An 18,493-nucleotide genomic window follows, 5' to 3' on the forward strand; every position below is an offset into this window, starting at 1 on the left:
TACTGCTAGATAAACCCATTCCTATCTTCATTTGCTACTAAGCCTCCGGATTATATTATCGAAGTTTATGGACAAATCTTTCTTGTGCGGCGGTTTAAAAGTAATCAAAAGCCATTCATTCATCGAAAAAGGAACACTAATCTTAAAGACAGCTATCAATTAGGTCATAACATTTTTTGTAGAGCTTGGGAACCGATCATACCTTTATATATTCCTAAAGCCTCTGCTTCATGGGTAACCGATTCTAGTGGAGCATTTAATAACTCTTCCAAGGTACGAACTCCCACTGCTCTTCCCGCTATAATCTGCCGATTGGCAAGCTTTTCATTGAGCAAGCCAACATCTAAAGCACCACACATAATATATCCTTTTTCAGTAGCAATCGCTAATAAGTTCGTTTTCGGAAGCTTCACTTCGATTCCTATTACTGATTGTCCATCCATATTTATAGGCTTAACTTGTATCACTTATATCCCTCCCTCATGCATCATTTATTTCTAAACTATGCATGTAGAGGAAGATAAATTAATGCAAAATCGATGTTTTACGAGGTGGGAGTTTTCCATCCTGAATCATTTTTAACTTTAACATCTCAACTAAATAAATACCCATCATCTGCATTACTTCATCGTCATTCATATTTCCGATCAAGCTCATAATATCTTCTCTTGAATGATCTTCTAATATACTTAATACTATAATTACAGCATCTTCTTCATCATCTGTCAGTTGGTCACGATATAAAGAATAAACTTGATCTACAAAACTCATGATGTTCCTCCTAGTCTAAGTCTATCTAACTTCACTACCAGACCCCACTTTTTCCAGAAAATTTCTACGTTCATTTGAAGTATGTACTTTCAGAGACCCTCGCTTTAATATGAATCAGATGGAAGCCTACAACTCATACTTAATTTAAAAGGGAGGATTTCATATGTCAGTGAGAAAAATGACTACCATTGCACTTATTGCTGCTACATACGTTGTTTTAACCTATACTTTTGCTCCACTATCCTATAATTATATCCAATTTCGTGTCTCAGAAGTTCTAACTGTACTACCATTTATTACCCCTTTAGCAGTACCAGGGCTTTTTATTGGTGTTATTCTTTCAAATCTCAACAGTCCATTCGGGATATATGACATTCTATTTGGCAGTTTATCGACTTTAATCGCAGCCTGGTTAACTACTAAAATGCCAAATAAATGGTTAGCACCGCTACCTCCTGTCATTGTCAATGCCGTGATTATTGGGACTTTACTAGGCACAATTGGGAATATTGGTGTATCCATACCGTGGGCTATGCTTTATGTTGGAATCGGGGAGTTAGGTGTATGTTATATACTTGGAATTCCTTTCTTGTATATCATGGAACGAATCCGACATCTTATTCCTAAACAATAGCTATCGAATAATCCATCGATTGTCAAAACACTCCTGTAGTGCTAGGGGGTGTTGTAATTGGGCAATGATAAGATCTCGTAAAAACTCGGGAAGATAATATTTTATCAAATTCCCTTTCTTTAATTCTAGGTAACCAGCACCAAAAACAAACATATCGATTGTGGCTATTTCGATGACATCTTCATCTTTTAACAGGCGATCTTTAAGCTCAATCGTACGAATCTGTTCATAAGGCTGTTGTGTGAGGTCTACAGTCACTTTCATTCCAGATATACACATCGAACCTAATACTTCTCCACGGAATCCATATCCATGAATAGGCATCTCTTGAAAATGGTTCATCAGCGATTCTTCAAGGGTTATCCGAATTTCTTTCCCCGTTATTTGCAGTAAGACAGGATTAATCAAATGTGGGCAAATCGCATGAACTTGACCTTTGGTAACTGTACCTTTAGGAAGATGATTTAATAATTGCCCACTATTTACCAAAGCAATCTCTGCTCCCACCCAATTTCTTAGACTATCTGCCAAAAGATTGCCAAGAGGTGATTCCTTCTTCCAATCCATATGGATAGAGTGACTTAACTCTGCGACTGGCTTAGACAAGGTTTCTTCTGCTTGTTTCCTATATTTTTGTAGTAGTTGTACGATTTCACTCGCTTGATTTTCTTCTGATATCGAAACCGGATAACCTGTGATTTGCTGAACAACTTTCTGATCTTCATCCCATTCAATCAGAACTTTGCCTATATATTCACCATATTTGCCAGCGGCTACAATCCAAGTCGAGCCAATTTGCTCAGCTTGCTCCAATAAATGATGAGTGTGACTCCCAATAATCAAGTCAATTCCTGAAATCATTTGGGCAATTTCACGGTCTCGATTAATCCCTAAATGAGATAAAAGAACCACAATATCTACGGATGGTTTTATCTCTTGTACAACCTGTTTAAGCCGAATCATGGGATCTTGCACATCCCATCCTAACAACTCATAAACCTTTTCATAATACACAGTCGCTGCAATAAAACCCACTCTTATTCCATCGAGAGAAAATATTTTCCATGGCTTAAGCCAAGAAGGCTGTTTACCTTCCTCCTGCTCAAAAATATTGCTACTAATTATACAATAAGAATGATCTTTGTACGCCAGCCGCAGCTCTTCTTTGGAAAAAGTAAGGAGCTCATTATTTCCCAAGGTGACTATATCATAACCTGTCTCTTCTAAAATAGCTCCATTTACTTTTCCATCCGTTCCTTCTGTCTCCATACAAGATCGATCCATGTGGTCACCAATATCTACTAGCAAGCTTTGTTCACCTTGTCTTGCCCACTCTTTCCGTAAACGATGCACAATGGAATAGATTTTTGGTGTTTGATCCAAATGACTATGTAAGTCATTGGTATAAAGAATATGAAATGGTTTGATTTGACCCATCATGCCCCTCCTGACTTCGATTAGCTATTTCTCCTTCATTATTCAAATATCTTCAAGCTTCAAAGTGAAATCTCAAAGAGGTGGTATGGATAAATAGTACATGTTGTTTTACTTGAGAAGCTTCTTAAATAATATGAAATCCATTTAAAATCATCCGGATCGCCATTAATATCAATGATACACGGAAAACGATCAACAATCCTTTCCCACTTAGTTTCGAAGAGATCCATGCTCCTGCTTTACCACCTAACCATGCACCAGGTGCAAGCAAAAGAGCTGCTAGAAAGTGGACATTTCCTTGGATCAAATGTGTAATACTTCCAACACTCGACGATAGTAAGATAATAAACATCGATGTAGCTGTTGCTACATGGGGTGGGTATGCAAAGAGAATAATCATAACTGGAACGAGTAATGAGCCTCCACCAATTCCAAATAAGCTAGAGAGCATTCCTATGAAAAATGAAATAGTTACGACCATAACCCGATGGTAACCATACTCATATTTTTGTCCAAAACCATCCACAAAAGTCCGAGATACATCCCAATGGATTCGTTTTACAGGTAGACGATCTTTAATGGTTAAAATAATAGAAATAACAATCATAAATAGTCCAAATGCAATAAAAAAACTGTCTGCTTTAAAATAGCGAGTAAAATAAGCCCCTAAAATAGATCCTGGACCCGAACCCAAAAAGTATAACCAACCACTTTGAAAGTCCACTCGTTTTTGTTTTGCAAAAAAGAGGGTAGATGATAAGGAAGTAAGCACTACCAACAACAATGATGTACCTACAGCGATAGAAGGAGTGATATTGGAGAATTCAGGAAAGATCTGACCAATAAACATCAGCGAGGGAACGATGATGATTCCGCCACCTAAACCGATCAGACTTCCAAATGTCCCTGCAGCCAATCCTACAATTACAAGTAGAAGCCAAAACAATGACATGATCATCTTCCTATTCTTATAGAGCTCATAAAATCTCTAATTGCCTTGGTGACAAATCCAAATAGTCCAAACCTAGCTTACATATCATCTTATTCGCACTATCTACGGCATCTCCTTGTGAGTTATTATTAAACAATAGGATGACTTGATTCGCATTTTGCTGTAATTGTTTTATATGCACAATCCATTCATTTAACTCTTCATCTGAATACCGATATGCATAACGAACATCACGCCAATCTGGACGGCCTGTATTATTCCAACCTTCTACATTACGACCATGAAAGCGAACAATTGATAAGTCTGTATTGGTTACTTTTGGCACGATAGGAACAGAACCAATCCCTGCTTGTGGTTCATCACAAACGACATGGATTAACTGTTCTTGTTCCAAAAAATGAAGTGTTTTATCTCGATAGGAAGAATCAAACCAGGTCCGATTACGAAATTCAATCGCTACCGGAAAGTCACGAAATGCTTCGCGAACCTTTCGAATATATTTCACATGCGCAGCCGTACAATCATACCAAGGTGGAAATTGAAACAAAACCGCAGCCAATTTACCAGCTTTTTTCATGGGTAATAGAGAGGCTCGCATCTCTAGAACATTGTCCTTCCACGAGCGAATTGGGGCACCTTGTTTTCTTCCATGCCCTGTTAACTCACGATAAGATTTCACTACAAATTGAAAAGAATCAGGTGTTGCCTGTACCCACTGCTCCATTCGTTCAGATGAAGCAATCGCATGATAAGTACTATCTAATTCAACGATTGGAAAGTATCCTGTATAAATAGGTAGCTTATCCTTGGAAGATGTACCTGGTGGATATAAGTCATCATGATCTCCCCAGCCACATACACCCACTAGGATCGAATTCATATTCATCCGCCTTTCTTACATGCTGCTTCTACATTATTTTAACATATTTCATGGAAGTACTTTGGCTTCACGCTGAAGAAAACTTCATAGACTTTTTTACAATAGGAGTTATAAAATAGAGATAAAGCTTGTTTAATTAATCGGTCAAAAACCCTTATCATCTCTCTAACCTTAAAACACATTATTTTTGTGTAGAGGCAAATTGTAAAGCGATAAGGAGTAGTTTGTAGAGGGTAACCTCAGACATGATCTAAGACTAATAGGTGAAACCTAGTAAGGTGGACCGATGATGACCATATCCTATTTTTCCATTGATTCCCTAGTTATTAAAAATATTCAAGATTATTGTACATCATTATTTCCTCTTCAAGGATACGGAATTCTCGCTGGGCAAACACATTATATTACTCATTTTTTTCCGATTACCAATTTAAATACATGTGCTTGTTCTTTTGAATTTGATCCACGCGACTATATTGAAACCATAAAAAAGCTTCGCGATCTTCAGCTAGAATGGATTGGTATTATTCATTCACATACACTGACAGATGCTGCTCCATCTGCACGAGATCTCACGCATTGGAGCTATCCAGAAAAAAGCTGTTGGATTCTCTCTCTAAAAGAGGTTGAATTTAACCTTTGTGCATACTATATCAAGCATGGACAAGCAATTCCGGTTATTTATGAAATACTATAAATCAAGGAGATGTCATCATGAATTCCCCTGTATCAGCCTTACATACTGATAAATATCAAATTACCATGATGTATGCCCACTTTAAAAATGGGAGCCATCTAAAGCGCCGTGCTTTCGATCTATACTTCCGTTCTCTTCCCTTTGGCAATGGCTATGTCGTCTTTACTGGATTGGAAAGGGTAATCCATTATATAGAGAACCTTCACTTCACAGAAGAGGATATTGAATACATCGCATCTCTGGATGATCAATTTGACACAGCCTTTTTAGACATGTTACGTTCTTTTCGGTTCACTGGAGATATTTGGGCTGTTCCTGAAGGAACTATTGTTTTTCCTGAAGAACCTCTTCTACATATTCAAGGTACCATCATGGAACTACAACTTATTGAAACTGCCCTTTTAAACTTTATTGGCTACCAATCTCTAATTGCCACTAAAGCAGCACGCATCCGTCATATTGTAGGTGATGACTTATTACTGGAGTTTGGGACACGTCGTGCTCAAGAGAAAGATGCAGCTGTTTGGGGAGCTCGTTCAGCTTATATCGGCGGCTTTAATGCTACTTCCAATTTGCTTGCCGGAAAGCAATTTGGTATCCCCGTCAGTGGAACTCATGCTCATGCTTGGGTACAAGATTTTGATCATGAACTAGATGCTTTTCGTGCTTATGCATCAGCATTTCCTAATCAAACCATCCTGCTCGTCGATACATATGATACTCTCAAGAGTGGAGTACCTCACGCAATTCAAGTGGGCTTAGAAATGAAAAAGCAAGGAAAAAAACTATTAGGAATCCGTCTCGACAGTGGTGATTTAGCCTATTTGTCCAAAAAAGCTCGTCACATGTTAGATCAAGCAGGCCTCACTGATACAAAAATTGTCGCTTCTAGCGATTTGGATGAACATACTATTCTTCATCTAAAAAGCCAAGGTGCTAAAATTGACTCTTGGGGAGTAGGAACTAAGCTAATTACAGCTTATGATAAACCAGCTTTAGGTGCAGTTTATAAAATGGTAGCACGCTTAGAACATGATCATTGGATGCCAACCCTAAAAATCTCTTCAAATCCAGCTAAAATATCTACACCAGGTCTAAAATCATTGTATCGAATCATCGATAAACGAACTGGAAAAGCTCGTGCTGATTTTATTACTTTGTTAGAGGAGAAAATAGATCCCAAAAAGACACTTGTTTTATTTCATCCACAACAGACTTTCAAACGCAAAAAAGTGAAAAATTTCACAGCTATACCTCTACATCGAGCTATCTTCAAAAAAGGACAGCGAGTATATGCCATCCCTACATTGGAAGAGGTTAAAAAGTATCATCAAACTCAACTATCTTTATTCTGGGAAGAATATTTACGCATCTTAAATCCAGAAGAATATCCTGTTGATCTCTCTAAAAAGTTATGGAACTCTAGACAGACATTAATTAAAGAAATCTACGAACAGATTAAGCACGAGTTAGAAGAATAAATAATTTTTAATATACAGTAGAGCATGTAGCATAATTCGATTCATAACCTAGATCATTCCTAGAAGAAGTCGCAAATCGCTTTTGTGTACAATCGACTTTTTTAGAGGACAATCTCTAAGTAAATAATGGTCACAGATCATTTTAAAAGCAAAAAGGTTAATCTTTTCCATCAACCTTTTTGCTTTTTTATAAGTTGAATAACATCCATTTTTACTGGAAAGGCTACATATTCATCTTTTCTAACTCTTTTAGTTTATATTGATCAAAGAGAGTTAATATTTCGGATTAAATGTTTACCATTCCATTTCTTAATTATTTGCCTAAAATATATTTGTGTATCCATTACATATGCTTCAGATTTTATTTCATAACATAGATAATGAATGGAGACTAGTATAATGAAACACTATTACGATGTCGTTGTCATTGGAGCAGGTCAGGCTGGCTTATCAATGGGATATTATTTATCCCAATCTGATTTATCTTTCGTATTAATCGATGCCAAATCAGAAATCGGAATGAACTGGCGCGAACGCTATCAATCACTAAGATTATTTACACCCAGTCAATTTTGTAGCTTACCAGGAATGCCCTTTCCAAGAGAACTCGATTACCGTCCATCAAAAGATGAAGTTGCTGACTATCTGCAAGCTTACGCCAGATACTTTAAATTACCCATACACCTAGAGACTCGAGTATCTTCCCTAAAAAAAATAGGCGACGCTTATCTTGTTTTAACCAATCACGGCAGTTATTATGCTCGAAAAGTAGTGATAGCTACAGGGCCATTTCAAATACCTAAAATCCCGGATTTTTCTAAAAATCTCCCAGATCATATCTACCAAGTTCATGCCTCTGAATTTCATGATCCAAGCCAACTACAAGAAGGACCTGTCATCGTAGTCGGTGCTGGAAACTCAGGTGCCCAGATCGCTGTCAAGCTATCAAAAATCAAGAAGACCTACATTTCAATCGGTCGTCCTATCAAATATCAACATACTCATGTTTTAGGTAAAAGTATCTTTTGGTATCTAGATCGCTTAGGAATTATTACAGCTGACCTTCATACAAAGCGTGGTGCGTGGATGAAGATAACGAGTGAAGAAGTTTATGGATACGATTTGAAACATGCAATTGAAAAGAAACAAGTACTTGTGAAACCACGAGCAATATCAACAATTGGTAGTCAGTTATGTTTTGCCGATGCGACAGCACTTTATGTTCCGAATATCATTTGGGCTACAGGTTATCGTTTGGACTATAGCTGGATTCATATCCCCAATGTTTTAAATAGTGCAGGACATCCCATTCATGATAAAGGAATTAGTCCTATTTCAAATCTATATTTTATTGGACTTCGTTGGCTTAGCTGCCAAGGTTCCTCATTATTAGGCTGGGTCGGTCACGATGCTAAGCGAATTTTTGAACATCTATATAAAAAGGACTCTATCGCTATGGCATAAATAAGGGTTTGATTTGTGAAATTATACACAAAAACTACTTCTAAGCCAGTGAACCCATTTCGCGGGCTTTTAAATTGGCATTTATCATAGGCATCCTAATCATTCCAACAAATATTTAAGAGAACTTAATGAACTTCTTATTGATTTTTATACCCATTTTCAGTAAAAATATTTTGTTAAACTATTTTAAAAGGATGAGATTCCATGTTAATCATTCGCGATGCCTATGAAGATGATATTCAAGCCATATTAGACATTTATAATCATGCTGTCATTCATACTGCTGCTACCTTTGATTTAGATCCTCAAACTTTTGAACAAAGAAAAAAGTGGTTTGCAAACTATGGAGAAAAGTATCCACTGATCGTCGCAGAATTAGAAAACAAAGTAGTTGGTTATTGTTGTCTTTCTCAATTTCGTAATAAGCCAGCTTATAATTCAACAGCTGAACTTTCCATCTATGTAGATCCAAATACCAAAGGACAAGGGATTGGTAAACAGCTTATGCAAGCCATTATCAAACTAGCAAAAGCAAAGAAGTTCCATGTACTTGTCTCTGGCATCGCTGATGGGAATATGGTTAGCATTCGCTTGCACGAAAAATTTGGTTTTCAATTGATTGGTTCATTCAAAGAAATTGGATTCAAATTTAATAGGTGGCATGATGTACACTTTTATCAACTCATTCTTTCATGAACCTCCCTCAGGTAAGGTAATGCGCTCCTATTTTTAGAGGAGCCATTTCCTTATAGAGCATTTAGCATAATCCAATCTGAAACCTTCATCATCTCAGGAACGAGAGCGAATCGTTTTTGAAACGGTCGACATTTTACTCATTAAGGCTATGGGAGTGAGTTCAAACACGATGACATCTGTGATTTATGCAACATCCTCTTTATAAATATAAAAAAAGAGGCTACCGTCCTAAACAAACAGTAGCCTATATAAAAGGGTGTAGTATGACATAAAACAAATTCGCTCACATTTAACTTAGATCGAAGTAAATTGTTCTTCTTCCGTTGAACCAGTTAATGCTGTTGTCGAAGAATTACCTCCAGAAATAACCATGGATACCTCATCAAAATAACCTGTTCCTACTTCACGTTGATGGCGTGTTGCGGTATATCCTTGCTCTTCCATTGAAAACTCTGCTTGCTGTAGTTCGGAATAGGCAGTCATGCCAGTCTGACTATATTTATGAGCCAACTTAAACATGCTATAGTTAAGCGAATGGAAACCTGCCAAAGTGATAAACTGAAATTTATAACCCATTTTCCCTAGTTCATCTTGGAATTTTGCAATGGTTTTGTCATCAAGTTTCTTCTTCCAGTTAAAAGATGGAGAGCAATTATAAGCTAGTAACTTGCCCGGAAATTTCTTATGAATCGCTTCTGCAAAACGACGTGCTTCTTCCAAATTAGGTTCAGAAGTCTCACACCAAATCAGATCAGCATAAGGAGCATAAGAAAGACCTCTGGCAATAGCCGATTCTAACCCATTTTTAATACGGTAGAAACCTTCAGATGTGCGTTCGCCCGTCAAGAAAGGTTGATCAGCTGGATCAATATTACTCGTTATAAGTTCTGCTGCATTCGCATCAGTTCTTGCCATTAAAAGAGTGGATACACCCATCACATCTGCTGCTAACCTAGCTGCAACTAGATTACGAACCGCATGTGAAGTTGGAATTAAAACCTTTCCACCTAAGTGCCCACATTTCTTCTCTGAAGCAAGCTGATCTTCAAAATGAACTCCTGCTGCTCCTGCTTCAATCATTCCCTTCATCAACTCAAACACATTGAGTGGACCGCCAAATCCAGCTTCTGCATCAGCAACGATAGGAGCAAACCAGTAGCGATCACTTTTTCCCTCGGCATTCTCGATTTGATCAGCACGTTGTAATGCTTGATTAATACGTTTTACTACATGTGGCACACTGTTTGCAGGATATAAACTTTGATCTGGATACATTTGTCCAGCTAAGTTAGCATCTGCCGCTACTTGCCATCCACTTAAATAAATAGCTTGAAGACCCGCTTTTACTTGCTGAACAGCTTGATTTCCAGTTAGTGCACCTAACGCTTTTATATGTGGTTTTGTATTTAATAGATGCCATAAACGCTCTGCACCTTTTTGGGCTAATGTATACTCAATTTTGAGTGTTCCTCTTAAGCGAATGACATCCTTAGCTGAATATGGACGACTAATCCCATTCCAACGCGGGTTCTCTGCCCAATCCTTCTCCAATGTTAATTGTTCTTCTTTTTTACTTACCATCTTAACCCCTCCCTAGAGCTATTTTTTATTTACCAAATATTCATAACCTGGAATAGTCAAAAATTCTTTGAACTCATCATCTAAAATCAATTGGACAAATAAACGTTTAGCTTGCTCAAACTTTCCTTTTTGAAAATGTTTTTCTCCCACAAGAAGTCGAATTACTTGTATTTCCTCTTTTAAAAATTGCATAACCATTTCTGCTGTCACTTTTCTTCCATCATCTAGAACCCCTTTTGGATGTCGAATCCAATGCCATACTTGTGCCCTAGAGATTTCAGCTGTGGCAGCATCTTCCATCAAATGATTAATCGCTACAGCTCCGTTACCACGAAGCCAAGCTTCGATATATTGTATACCTACCCGTATATTGGAGCGAACCCCCTCTTCGGTAATGGTCCCACTGGGCACCTGCAATAAATCTTCAGCTGTCACCTCTACATCTTCTCTTAACTTAGTTATTTGATTTGGAGTAAACATAATCTGATCAAATACATCCTTAGCGACTGAAACTAAGCCTGGATGGGCAACCCATGTTCCATCGTGTCCATCCAAAGCTTCACGTTCCTTATCGACTCGTACCTTGGTTAAAGCTATTTCATTGGCTTCTGGATTGTTTTTCACCGGAATCTGTGCAGCCATCCCCCCGATACAAGGTGCATTTCGCCGATGACATGTTTTAATTGCTAAGAGGGTATACGCACGCATAAAAGGGGTTGTCATCGTAACTTGTTCGCGATTAGGTAAAATAAATTCGGGTTGATTACGTAATTTTTTTAAGTAACTGAAAATATAATCCCAACGACCACAATTGAGCCCTGCCGAGTGTTCACGTAGTTCATATAATATCTCGTCCATCTCAAAGGCAGCCAAAATGGTTTCAATCAAAACAGTCGCCTTAATGGTTCCCTGTGGGATTCCTAATTCTTCTTGAGCAAAAACAAACACTTCATTCCACAATCTAGCCTCTAAATGATTTTCTATTTTCGGAAGATAAAAGTACGGGCCTGTCCCCAACTCTAATAGCTTGTGTACATTATGAAAGAAGTAAAGACCAAAGTCGAACAATCCACCAGGTACGGGTTTACCATTGACCGTAACGTGTAACTCATTCAAGTGCCAACCACGTGGACGTACAATCAATGTTGCTATTTGTTCTTTTAACTTGTATTGCTTCCCGTCTAAATTAACAAATTGGATGGTCCTCCGAATTGCATCACGAAGATTAATCTGACCTTGAATCGTATTTTTCCAAGTTGGTGAATTGGCATCTTCAAAATCTGCCATAAATACTTTAGCTCCAGAATTTAAAGCATTGATTACCAGTTTCCGATCACTGGCTGGTCCCGTAATCTCAACTCTGCGATCTTGGAGGTCCAGAGGTATTGGTGCAATGGTCCAATCTCCTTCTCGAATTTCCCGAGTTTCAGTCAAAAAACGAGGAAGTTTACCCGTGTCTAATTCCTTTTGGCGAATAACCCTGTTATATAACAATTTCTCCCTTGCATCATTAAATTTCATCGTTAGTTTTGCTATAAATTGAAGCGCATCTGGGGTTAAAATCTCATCAAACGCAGCACATCTTTCTCCTAGTATATTTATTTTCATAAATTCCCCCTCTTTCTCTTGTACCATAGCATCACATCCTTTATCTTATTATATAACAGATTCATTTTTCATTTACTATATTAACACAGTTACTGTTATATAACAATACTCTTTTCTAAATAAAATGGAAAATAGGGTAATCAAACAAATATTCCATTCATTCTTGCAATCTATACTTAACGAACCCCTCTTTTTAAAATGAATCCCTCTTTTTGTAGAGCTACTATATTTTTAAGCCTCATATCCAATACAGTAGATAACTTTGGTGCTCTCTCTGCTTTATCTCTTCTCATCCTTATAAAAAAATTGAATAAAAAAAGAATATAACAACATTTTAGCTCCAAAATATGATATATTATAAATATAAATATATTCTCTAAGATTTGATCTAATTGATCGAATGGTATGCACTAAAATCTTAAAAAAAATAGCCCATCCTTAACGGTTAGGGCCCTTTTTCATCTTCTATCAATTAGAGAAAATTTTTTCTTCTTCTAGTTGCGTTTTTCTTGCTTGCTTTAATTTAAATAACCGATACACATGACTAATCACAACTTTAGCTACAGCATAGGTAGGAACAGCCAATAACAATCCTAGAAATCCTCCTAAGCTACCAGCTACTAATAAAATAACAATGATCGTTAATGGGTGAATCTTTAGCGTTTTACCCATAACTTGAGGAGAAACAAGATTTCCTTCCAATTGCTGAGCAATGATAGCAACAATCAACACCTTAAGCACCATGAATGAACTGTCAGCATCCGTCCAAGCAACAATGATCGCAGGGATGGTTCCAATCAGCGGTCCTACAAACGGAATTACATTGGTAAATATGGCGATGATCGCTAGGATCAATGCATAGTCCAAATCGATAATTAAATAACCAATATAAGCAACAATCCCCACAAATAGGCTTACTAATATCTGTCCTTTAATATAAGAACTTAATGCCGTATCCATATCAGCAAGAATTTTCCGTCCATGGGCTTGCTCGTCTATTGGTAAAAAACGAAGAAAATACTTAGGAGCTTTATCTCCCTCTTTAAGCATGTAGTACAAGATAAAAGGCACTGTTACAAACACCATCACAATATTCATGATCACACTAAAAAACTGAGCAATATTCTTTCCGATATCCAGAAAACGATTTTTTAAGTAATCCACAGCTTGCTCGCTGATCTCACTCCACTTTAGGTATGGTTGAATCCAAGGATGTTTCTGTAACTCCATAAATCGTTTTTGGAACTCCTTCATAATGGTTGGGAAATTATTAATCAGACGCTCTATTTGCTCATTCAAGGCTGGACCAACTAAGAAGCCAAGCAGTACCAATAAGCCGATAAAACATAGATAGATTAGTAAAATCGATAAGGTTCTAGGAATGTTCCATTTTTCCAATAGCTGTACGACAGGCCGAAGTAAGTAATATAAAACACCAGCTAATAAAAATGGAAAAAATAAAGTCTGGACAAGAACAACAATCGGTTTAAAAATAAAATTAACTTTTGTTCCTAACAAAACAATCAAAAGGATAATAATAATGCTATATCCAAATAAAAACGGCTTTGATTTCGGCATATAAACACCTCTCTAGGTTATATTCATTTCTTTTTATAGCTTAGCATATTTGTAATAGCCAAAAAGTAAAAATTTTAAAAACGTAGAAACTATCCGAGAAGGGTTTTAAGCTTTTGCTGGAGAAAACATAGATCATCCTATTTTTTACTCAATTGACATAAAATGGCATTTATCTGACCACCTATAATTAATACAAAAGCTGAAACATAAAACCAACCAACTAATATCATGATCCCACCTAAATTTCCATAAAGTAAGGTATAGTTATTGATTGAAACATAGTAGGAAAATCCAAAAGAACTAATTTGCCATCCCAATGTAGCAAAAATGGCTCCTGGTAATGCTTGATAAAACCTCACTTTTGTATTTGGAGCAAAAATATATAAGCACAAAAAAACCAACCAAATTACTAAACTACTAATAAGCCAGTGTATTGTATTCCAAATAAAGTATGTGGGATCAAGGCCGAATAAATAAACGGAAAATTCACCAATTATTTGTCCTATTATAGGAAGCAATAGTGAGAAAATAAGAGCGACAAATAAACCGAACATCAGAAAAAGTCCAAGCACAATATCTGCCCAAACAGAACGTGTTTGTTTTACTCGATAAGCGCGATTGAGAGCTCGAATAATGGATTGAAAAGCGAGTGATGCCAGATATAAAGAAGCTAAGACACTTAATGACAACGCTCTTCCATTCTTCACGTCCAGTATCTGAACGAGGTTTGATTTAATTAGTTCATAAGTACTAGGAGGTGCATAAGGATGAATTAGATCTAAAATTTGTTCACTTGAAAACGGCAAGTACCCCATGGTGTTAAAAACGAGAAAAAGAAATGGAAACAGCGAAAGCAAAAAATAATAAGCTAGTTGTGCTGCCAAATCTAGCACACGATCTTGGATAAACCGATCTATAAACTCTCGCAGGAATCGAGTAATCATATGGCCCTCCCTGATTCTTTTTCATTTCTAACACGATTTGGTATTTCCCACATTCTTTTATCTAAACCTCAAAAAATGAACTAAAAACCTTATATTTCATTTCGTTGACACAAAATGGATCATTTATACTCTTTTCCTACAGCTTAATTAGTACTTTATAAAAAATAAAAGAGGTGAAATCAAATGAAATCCTTAGCTTTACATGAAATTGGTGAAGTCATTCGTAAAGTGCGGAAACAGCGGGGATTAAGATTAGAAGACTTAGCTGATGAAAACATTTCTCCTGCCACAGTCAGCAACATCGAACGTGGTGTAGCCCATGTTAGTCCTGAAAAGGTCTCTTATTTATTAGAGAAACTTGATCTTCCAATGCATAAACTACCCGAAATGCTTGTCAAAGAACAAGAAGATCTAAGAAAGATTCAATTTGATTTTTTGACAATCTCATCTCTACAACAAATCGGTCATGTAGATGATGCTCTGGACAAACTTGAACAACTAAACCTCGATGATAATCATCCATACATTTCCCATTACTATTACTACAAGGGCTCCTGTTATCTCTCAAAGAAAAAATGGAAACAAGCAGAGCGTTCTTTTTACAATGCCTTACGGAGTGCACAACATCATTCATACAAGGAGCATAACATTGAAGCAGCATCATACTTACTACTTGGATTCAGCCACTTCTGTCAAAATCGAATTGAACAAGCACTAGAGTATACGAATAGCGGGATTCAAGCCTTTGTCCCTGATGGTGAACTTCCACACATTCGTATTCGTCTTTACGCCAACAAAGGTCTTTTCTTGCACCGTCTTGGCCGTCATACTGAAGGAATGCGACTCATTGAAGAAATATGGAACTCTATATCAACTGCAGATGATCTATTCTCATTATTGCAGCTCTATTGGTTACGCTCAGAGTTTTCTTTTCAGTCTGGTCTTACTGATGAAGCTGTACAGTATGCAATTGAAGGAATCGAGATTGCTAGAAGAAACAAAGTCTACTCTTCCATGTTCACGCTTTGGGTATTGATTGGAAATATATACACTCATGAAAAAAGATGGGATTTAGCTGAAACAGCTCTAACAACTGCTCTTAAATTAGAGGAACATTTTACGGCCAGTGATATTAACAGTACTGCCTACTCTAGTCTAGCTATGCTTTACATCCAGCTTAATCGTAAAGAAAAAGCATATAATCACTTACTTTCTGCCATCCAATATGCAGAGCAATTCCAAGATTTTGAACGACTTGTCTCTAACTTGTTGATTACAGGAGATTTATGCTACTCAATGGGAAATTCATCTGAAGCAATTCAATATTATTTAAAAGCAATTGAACTTGCTCAAAAACATGGGTATACAGAAAAAGAATATAAATTATGGTTCAGTTTGGCACGTTGCTATGATGGACAAAATGAGACGGAGTTTCAGAATTGTATGAGAAAGATGTATCGCCTTAAAAGTACCAGCCACCTTAATAAAATGAATCTAAGCTTAAAGTACACTTCTTAACAGTTTCTTTTTCTTCAGTTTATTTACCAATACTTTTTTCAACCTCTGATATAAAAACATTTAAGGCCCAGCGGAAATTAAAGAGAAACGCTGGGTTTTTTATATTCCATCGATTATAATTACAAACACTAGACTACATAGGATTTACAAATTCATAGGCATTTTACTATGTTTCTTTTTCATATTTTTTCGTTTTTAATATAAGTGCTTATTGATTTGAAACCGGTTGTGATATACTTTGAAAAGAAGCTGGAGAAAGGATGTGCTAAAGTGAAATTAATGGATGCAAATCAAATTATTGAATTTATACAAAAAAGCGAAAAGAAAACGCCCGTGAAAGTACATATAAAAGGTAAATTAGACGAAATTCAATTTCCTGAAGAAATCCAAACTTTTATTTCAGGAAATGCAGGGATTATTTTTGGCGACTGGAAAGTAGTTCAGCCGATTTTGGAAGCCCATTCGGAACAGATCGAGGATTTTGTCATCGAAAATGATCGTCGAAACTCAGCAATCCCTTTACTTGATATGAAAAATATTCAAGCTCGTATTGAACCAGGTGCCATTATTCGTGAAAATGTTGAAATAGGAAATAACGCTGTGATTATGATGGGTGCTGTTATTAATATTGGTGCAGTCATCGGTGAAGGTACGATGGTAGATATGAACGTTGTCATTGGTGGTCGTGGAACGATCGGTAAGAATTGTCATATTGGTGCAGGTACTGTTATTGCTGGTGTTATTGAACCTCCATCAGCGACGCCAGTTATTATCGAAGATGATGTAGTCATTGGTGCCAATGCAGTCATTCTCGAAGGCGTTCGTGTTGGAAAAGGGTCTGTGGTAGCAGCTGGGGCCGTTGTGATCGAAGATGTTCCACCTAATACAGTCGTAGCTGGTACACCTGCACGTGTCATCAAAGAAATTGATGAAAAAACTCGCTCTAAAACAGAGATCAAACAAGAACTACGTCATCTTTAAAATGGATAGCCCTACGGGGCTTTCTTTTTATATTAAAGGAGAGGAAAATATGAACGAGTGGCATGAATTGGATAACCGCTATATGATGTCCACGGTCAAGCGCATTCCAATCGCAATTGAACGTGCTGAGGGAAATTATCTTTATGATACAGAAGGGAAGAAGTATTTAGATTTATTTACTGGACTTGCAGTTAATATACTAGGTCATTTACATCCACGTATAGTTCAAGCGATTGAAGAGCAGGGACACCGATTTTTGCATATTTCCAACCTATTTTTAAATCCACCTGCTATCCAACTTGCAAAGCGACTGGTTGAGCATACACTACCAGGTGGAAAAGTATTCTATACGAATTCAGGAGCTGAAGCGACAGAAGCAGCTATCAAGCTTATTTCGAAGTGGATTAGTAAAACAAAAAGCCATAAAAACGGAATCGTTGTTCTTAAAAACAGTTTTCATGGTCGTACACTAGGTGCATTACGGTTAACTCGCCAACCCAGTGTTTATCAGGATTTTCCACAGTTATCTTTTCCCATCTATGAAGTGGAGGTCAATGAAATTGAGGAGTTAGAAGAGCTTTGTATAAAGGAACAGCCAGCAGCTATTTTAGTGGAACCAGTCCTTGGTGCTGGTGGAGTCATCACACTCTCTTCTGAATATTTAATGGCGATTCGCCGAATTTGTAATGAGCAGCAAATGATTTTTGCACTAGACGAAATTCAAACTGGTATCGGTCGAACTGGAAAACTATTTGCCTACCAACATTTTTCATTTCAACCTGATCTCATTCTCTTTGCTAAAGGGATTGGTGGTGGTTTGCCTTTAGGTGGCATTATCGCTGCATCTCATTTGGCCAATGTATTTCAATATGGCGATCACGGAACGACTTTTGCCCCTTCCCCACTCAGTGCTGCACTTGGAAATGCCGTATTAGATGTCCTACTCGAAGAAGGTCAGTTAGAACGAGGTAGACAGGCAGCTGAAGAATTATGGGATCAATTAACAGCTCTACAAAAAAAATATCCACAAATCCTTCATTATATAGATGGAAAAGGGATGATGTTAGGAATTCGTACCCACTTGAATTCCGATGAAGTACAACAGCTACAGCAATATCTACTCCAAGAAGGAATTTTAGTGAATGTCACTGCAAAAACGGTCATTCGACTGTTACCACCACTCACACTTTCTGCAGCAGAAATCGATTTCTTTATCAATAAACTTGAGCACTATATTTCTTATCGATTATCAGTAAAGGAAGATTAACTCA

17 protein-coding genes are annotated in these 18,493 nt (G+C 37.1%); 8 read left to right on the forward strand and 9 right to left on the reverse strand.

Features of this window, described 5'->3' with window-relative positions; translation table 11 throughout:
- Positions 1–164: 164 nt before the first annotated feature.
- Together DL897_RS03145 and DL897_RS03150 are read right to left on the reverse strand one after the other, a co-directional pair.
- Positions 165–467 carry a YunC family protein gene (locus tag DL897_RS03145; protein ID WP_113657650.1) on the reverse strand — a complete coding sequence of 101 codons (303 nt, stop codon included), beginning with the start codon at positions 465–467 and terminating at the stop codon, positions 165–167.
- A gap of 58 nt (positions 468–525) precedes the next feature.
- Positions 526–771, reverse strand: coding sequence for a DUF6154 family protein (locus tag DL897_RS03150; RefSeq protein WP_113657651.1), 246 nt, complete (start codon positions 769–771; stop codon positions 526–528).
- Positions 772–934: 163 nt separating this feature from the next.
- Between DL897_RS03150 and DL897_RS03155 the strand changes: the two genes are divergently transcribed.
- Positions 935–1,405 carry a QueT transporter family protein gene (locus DL897_RS03155; RefSeq protein ID WP_113657652.1) on the forward strand — a complete coding sequence of 157 codons (471 nt, stop codon included), beginning with the start codon at positions 935–937 and terminating at the stop codon, positions 1,403–1,405.
- Here the strand turns inward: DL897_RS03155 and DL897_RS03160 are convergent, their stop codons facing one another.
- The 3 genes from DL897_RS03160 to DL897_RS03170 all read right to left on the reverse strand — a co-directional run bounded on the left by DL897_RS03160 (position 1,406) and on the right by DL897_RS03170 (position 4,674).
- A complete protein-coding gene (locus tag DL897_RS03160) occupies positions 1,406–2,842 on the reverse strand; it encodes a bifunctional metallophosphatase/5'-nucleotidase (protein ID WP_168188619.1) in 1,437 nt (478 codons plus the stop codon).
- Between the two features lie 124 nt (positions 2,843–2,966).
- Positions 2,967–3,794, reverse strand: coding sequence for a sulfite exporter TauE/SafE family protein (locus DL897_RS03165; protein ID WP_420824102.1), 828 nt, complete (start codon positions 3,792–3,794; stop codon positions 2,967–2,969).
- 25 nt (positions 3,795–3,819) lie between these two features.
- Entirely contained in the window at positions 3,820–4,674 is an 855-nt protein-coding gene (locus tag DL897_RS03170; protein ID WP_113657654.1) for a DUF72 domain-containing protein, read from the reverse strand.
- Between the two features lie 289 nt (positions 4,675–4,963).
- On the opposite strand from DL897_RS03170, the gene DL897_RS03175 reads away from it, so the two are divergent.
- The 4 genes from DL897_RS03175 (at position 4,964) to DL897_RS03190 (ending at position 9,012) form a co-directional block, all read left to right on the forward strand.
- A complete protein-coding gene (locus DL897_RS03175; RefSeq protein WP_168188620.1) occupies positions 4,964–5,371 on the forward strand; it encodes a Mov34/MPN/PAD-1 family protein in 408 nt (135 codons plus the stop codon).
- A gap of 17 nt (positions 5,372–5,388) precedes the next feature.
- The gene (locus DL897_RS03180) at positions 5,389–6,852 is read left to right on the forward strand and encodes a nicotinate phosphoribosyltransferase (protein ID WP_113657656.1); all 1,464 of its coding nucleotides are present in this window, start codon (positions 5,389–5,391) and stop codon (positions 6,850–6,852) included.
- Between the two features lie 399 nt (positions 6,853–7,251).
- A complete protein-coding gene (locus DL897_RS03185; RefSeq protein WP_113657657.1) occupies positions 7,252–8,316 on the forward strand; it encodes a flavin-containing monooxygenase in 1,065 nt (354 codons plus the stop codon).
- A gap of 204 nt (positions 8,317–8,520) precedes the next feature.
- Positions 8,521–9,012, forward strand: a complete 492-nt coding sequence (locus tag DL897_RS03190) for a GNAT family N-acetyltransferase (RefSeq protein WP_113657658.1) — start codon at positions 8,521–8,523, stop codon at positions 9,010–9,012.
- 294 nt (positions 9,013–9,306) lie between these two features.
- On the opposite strand, the gene aceA is transcribed toward DL897_RS03190, so the two are convergent.
- From aceA to DL897_RS03210, 4 genes are all read right to left on the reverse strand, one after another.
- A complete protein-coding gene (gene aceA, locus DL897_RS03195) occupies positions 9,307–10,593 on the reverse strand; it encodes an isocitrate lyase (RefSeq protein ID WP_113657659.1) in 1,287 nt (428 codons plus the stop codon).
- 18 nt (positions 10,594–10,611) lie between these two features.
- Complete coding sequence (gene aceB / locus DL897_RS03200; protein ID WP_240627244.1) at positions 10,612–12,201, reverse strand: malate synthase A; 1,590 nt, start codon at positions 12,199–12,201, stop codon at positions 10,612–10,614.
- A gap of 468 nt (positions 12,202–12,669) precedes the next feature.
- A complete protein-coding gene (locus DL897_RS03205) occupies positions 12,670–13,779 on the reverse strand; it encodes an AI-2E family transporter (RefSeq protein ID WP_113657661.1) in 1,110 nt (369 codons plus the stop codon).
- A gap of 137 nt (positions 13,780–13,916) precedes the next feature.
- Positions 13,917–14,723, reverse strand: a complete 807-nt coding sequence (locus tag DL897_RS03210) for a YihY/virulence factor BrkB family protein (RefSeq protein WP_113657662.1) — start codon at positions 14,721–14,723, stop codon at positions 13,917–13,919.
- Positions 14,724–14,906: 183 nt separating this feature from the next.
- Here DL897_RS03210 and DL897_RS03215 point away from each other — a divergent pair, with 183 nt between their 5' ends.
- From DL897_RS03215 to DL897_RS03225, 3 genes are all read left to right on the forward strand, one after another.
- Complete coding sequence (locus tag DL897_RS03215; RefSeq protein WP_113657663.1) at positions 14,907–16,241, forward strand: helix-turn-helix domain-containing protein; 1,335 nt, start codon at positions 14,907–14,909, stop codon at positions 16,239–16,241.
- A 270-nt stretch (positions 16,242–16,511) separates the two neighbouring features.
- Complete coding sequence (gene dapD / locus DL897_RS03220) at positions 16,512–17,222, forward strand: 2,3,4,5-tetrahydropyridine-2,6-dicarboxylate N-acetyltransferase (RefSeq protein ID WP_113657664.1); 711 nt, start codon at positions 16,512–16,514, stop codon at positions 17,220–17,222.
- A gap of 49 nt (positions 17,223–17,271) precedes the next feature.
- On the forward strand, positions 17,272–18,489 hold the full coding sequence (locus tag DL897_RS03225) for an aspartate aminotransferase family protein (RefSeq protein WP_113657665.1): 1,218 nt from the start codon (positions 17,272–17,274) through the stop codon (positions 18,487–18,489).
- Positions 18,490–18,493 lie beyond the last annotated feature (4 nt).

This window comes from Thermoflavimicrobium daqui (assembly GCF_003313465.1).
GTDB classification, from domain to species: Bacteria; Bacillota; Bacilli; order Thermoactinomycetales; family Thermoactinomycetaceae; genus Thermoflavimicrobium; species Thermoflavimicrobium daqui.

What these genes read in the sequence shown, in the direction of transcription:
- DL897_RS03185 (WP_113657657.1), top strand. Translation starts at nt 7,252, where the DNA reads ATGAAACACTATTACGATGTCGTTGTCATTGGAGCAGGTCAGGCTGGC.
- DL897_RS03180 (WP_113657656.1), top strand. Translation starts at nt 5,389, where the DNA reads ATGAATTCCCCTGTATCAGCCTTACATACTGATAAATATCAAATTACC.
- DL897_RS03210 (WP_113657662.1), bottom strand. Translation starts at nt 14,723, where the DNA reads ATGATTACTCGATTCCTGCGAGAGTTTATAGATCGGTTTATCCAAGAT.
- DL897_RS03150 (WP_113657651.1), bottom strand. Translation starts at nt 771, where the DNA reads ATGAGTTTTGTAGATCAAGTTTATTCTTTATATCGTGACCAACTGACA.
- DL897_RS03175 (WP_168188620.1), top strand. Translation starts at nt 4,964, where the DNA reads ATGACCATATCCTATTTTTCCATTGATTCCCTAGTTATTAAAAATATT.
- DL897_RS03170 (WP_113657654.1), bottom strand. Translation starts at nt 4,674, where the DNA reads ATGAATTCGATCCTAGTGGGTGTATGTGGCTGGGGAGATCATGATGAC.
- DL897_RS03165 (WP_420824102.1), bottom strand. Translation starts at nt 3,794, where the DNA reads ATGTCATTGTTTTGGCTTCTACTTGTAATTGTAGGATTGGCTGCAGGG.
- DL897_RS03155 (WP_113657652.1), top strand. Translation starts at nt 935, where the DNA reads ATGTCAGTGAGAAAAATGACTACCATTGCACTTATTGCTGCTACATAC.
- aceB (WP_240627244.1), bottom strand. Translation starts at nt 12,201, where the DNA reads ATGAAAATAAATATACTAGGAGAAAGATGTGCTGCGTTTGATGAGATT.
- aceA (WP_113657659.1), bottom strand. Translation starts at nt 10,593, where the DNA reads ATGGTAAGTAAAAAAGAAGAACAATTAACATTGGAGAAGGATTGGGCA.
- DL897_RS03205 (WP_113657661.1), bottom strand. Translation starts at nt 13,779, where the DNA reads ATGCCGAAATCAAAGCCGTTTTTATTTGGATATAGCATTATTATTATC.
- DL897_RS03160 (WP_168188619.1), bottom strand. Translation starts at nt 2,842, where the DNA reads ATGGGTCAAATCAAACCATTTCATATTCTTTATACCAATGACTTACAT.
- DL897_RS03215 (WP_113657663.1), top strand. Translation starts at nt 14,907, where the DNA reads ATGAAATCCTTAGCTTTACATGAAATTGGTGAAGTCATTCGTAAAGTG.
- DL897_RS03225 (WP_113657665.1), top strand. Translation starts at nt 17,272, where the DNA reads ATGAACGAGTGGCATGAATTGGATAACCGCTATATGATGTCCACGGTC.
- DL897_RS03190 (WP_113657658.1), top strand. Translation starts at nt 8,521, where the DNA reads ATGTTAATCATTCGCGATGCCTATGAAGATGATATTCAAGCCATATTA.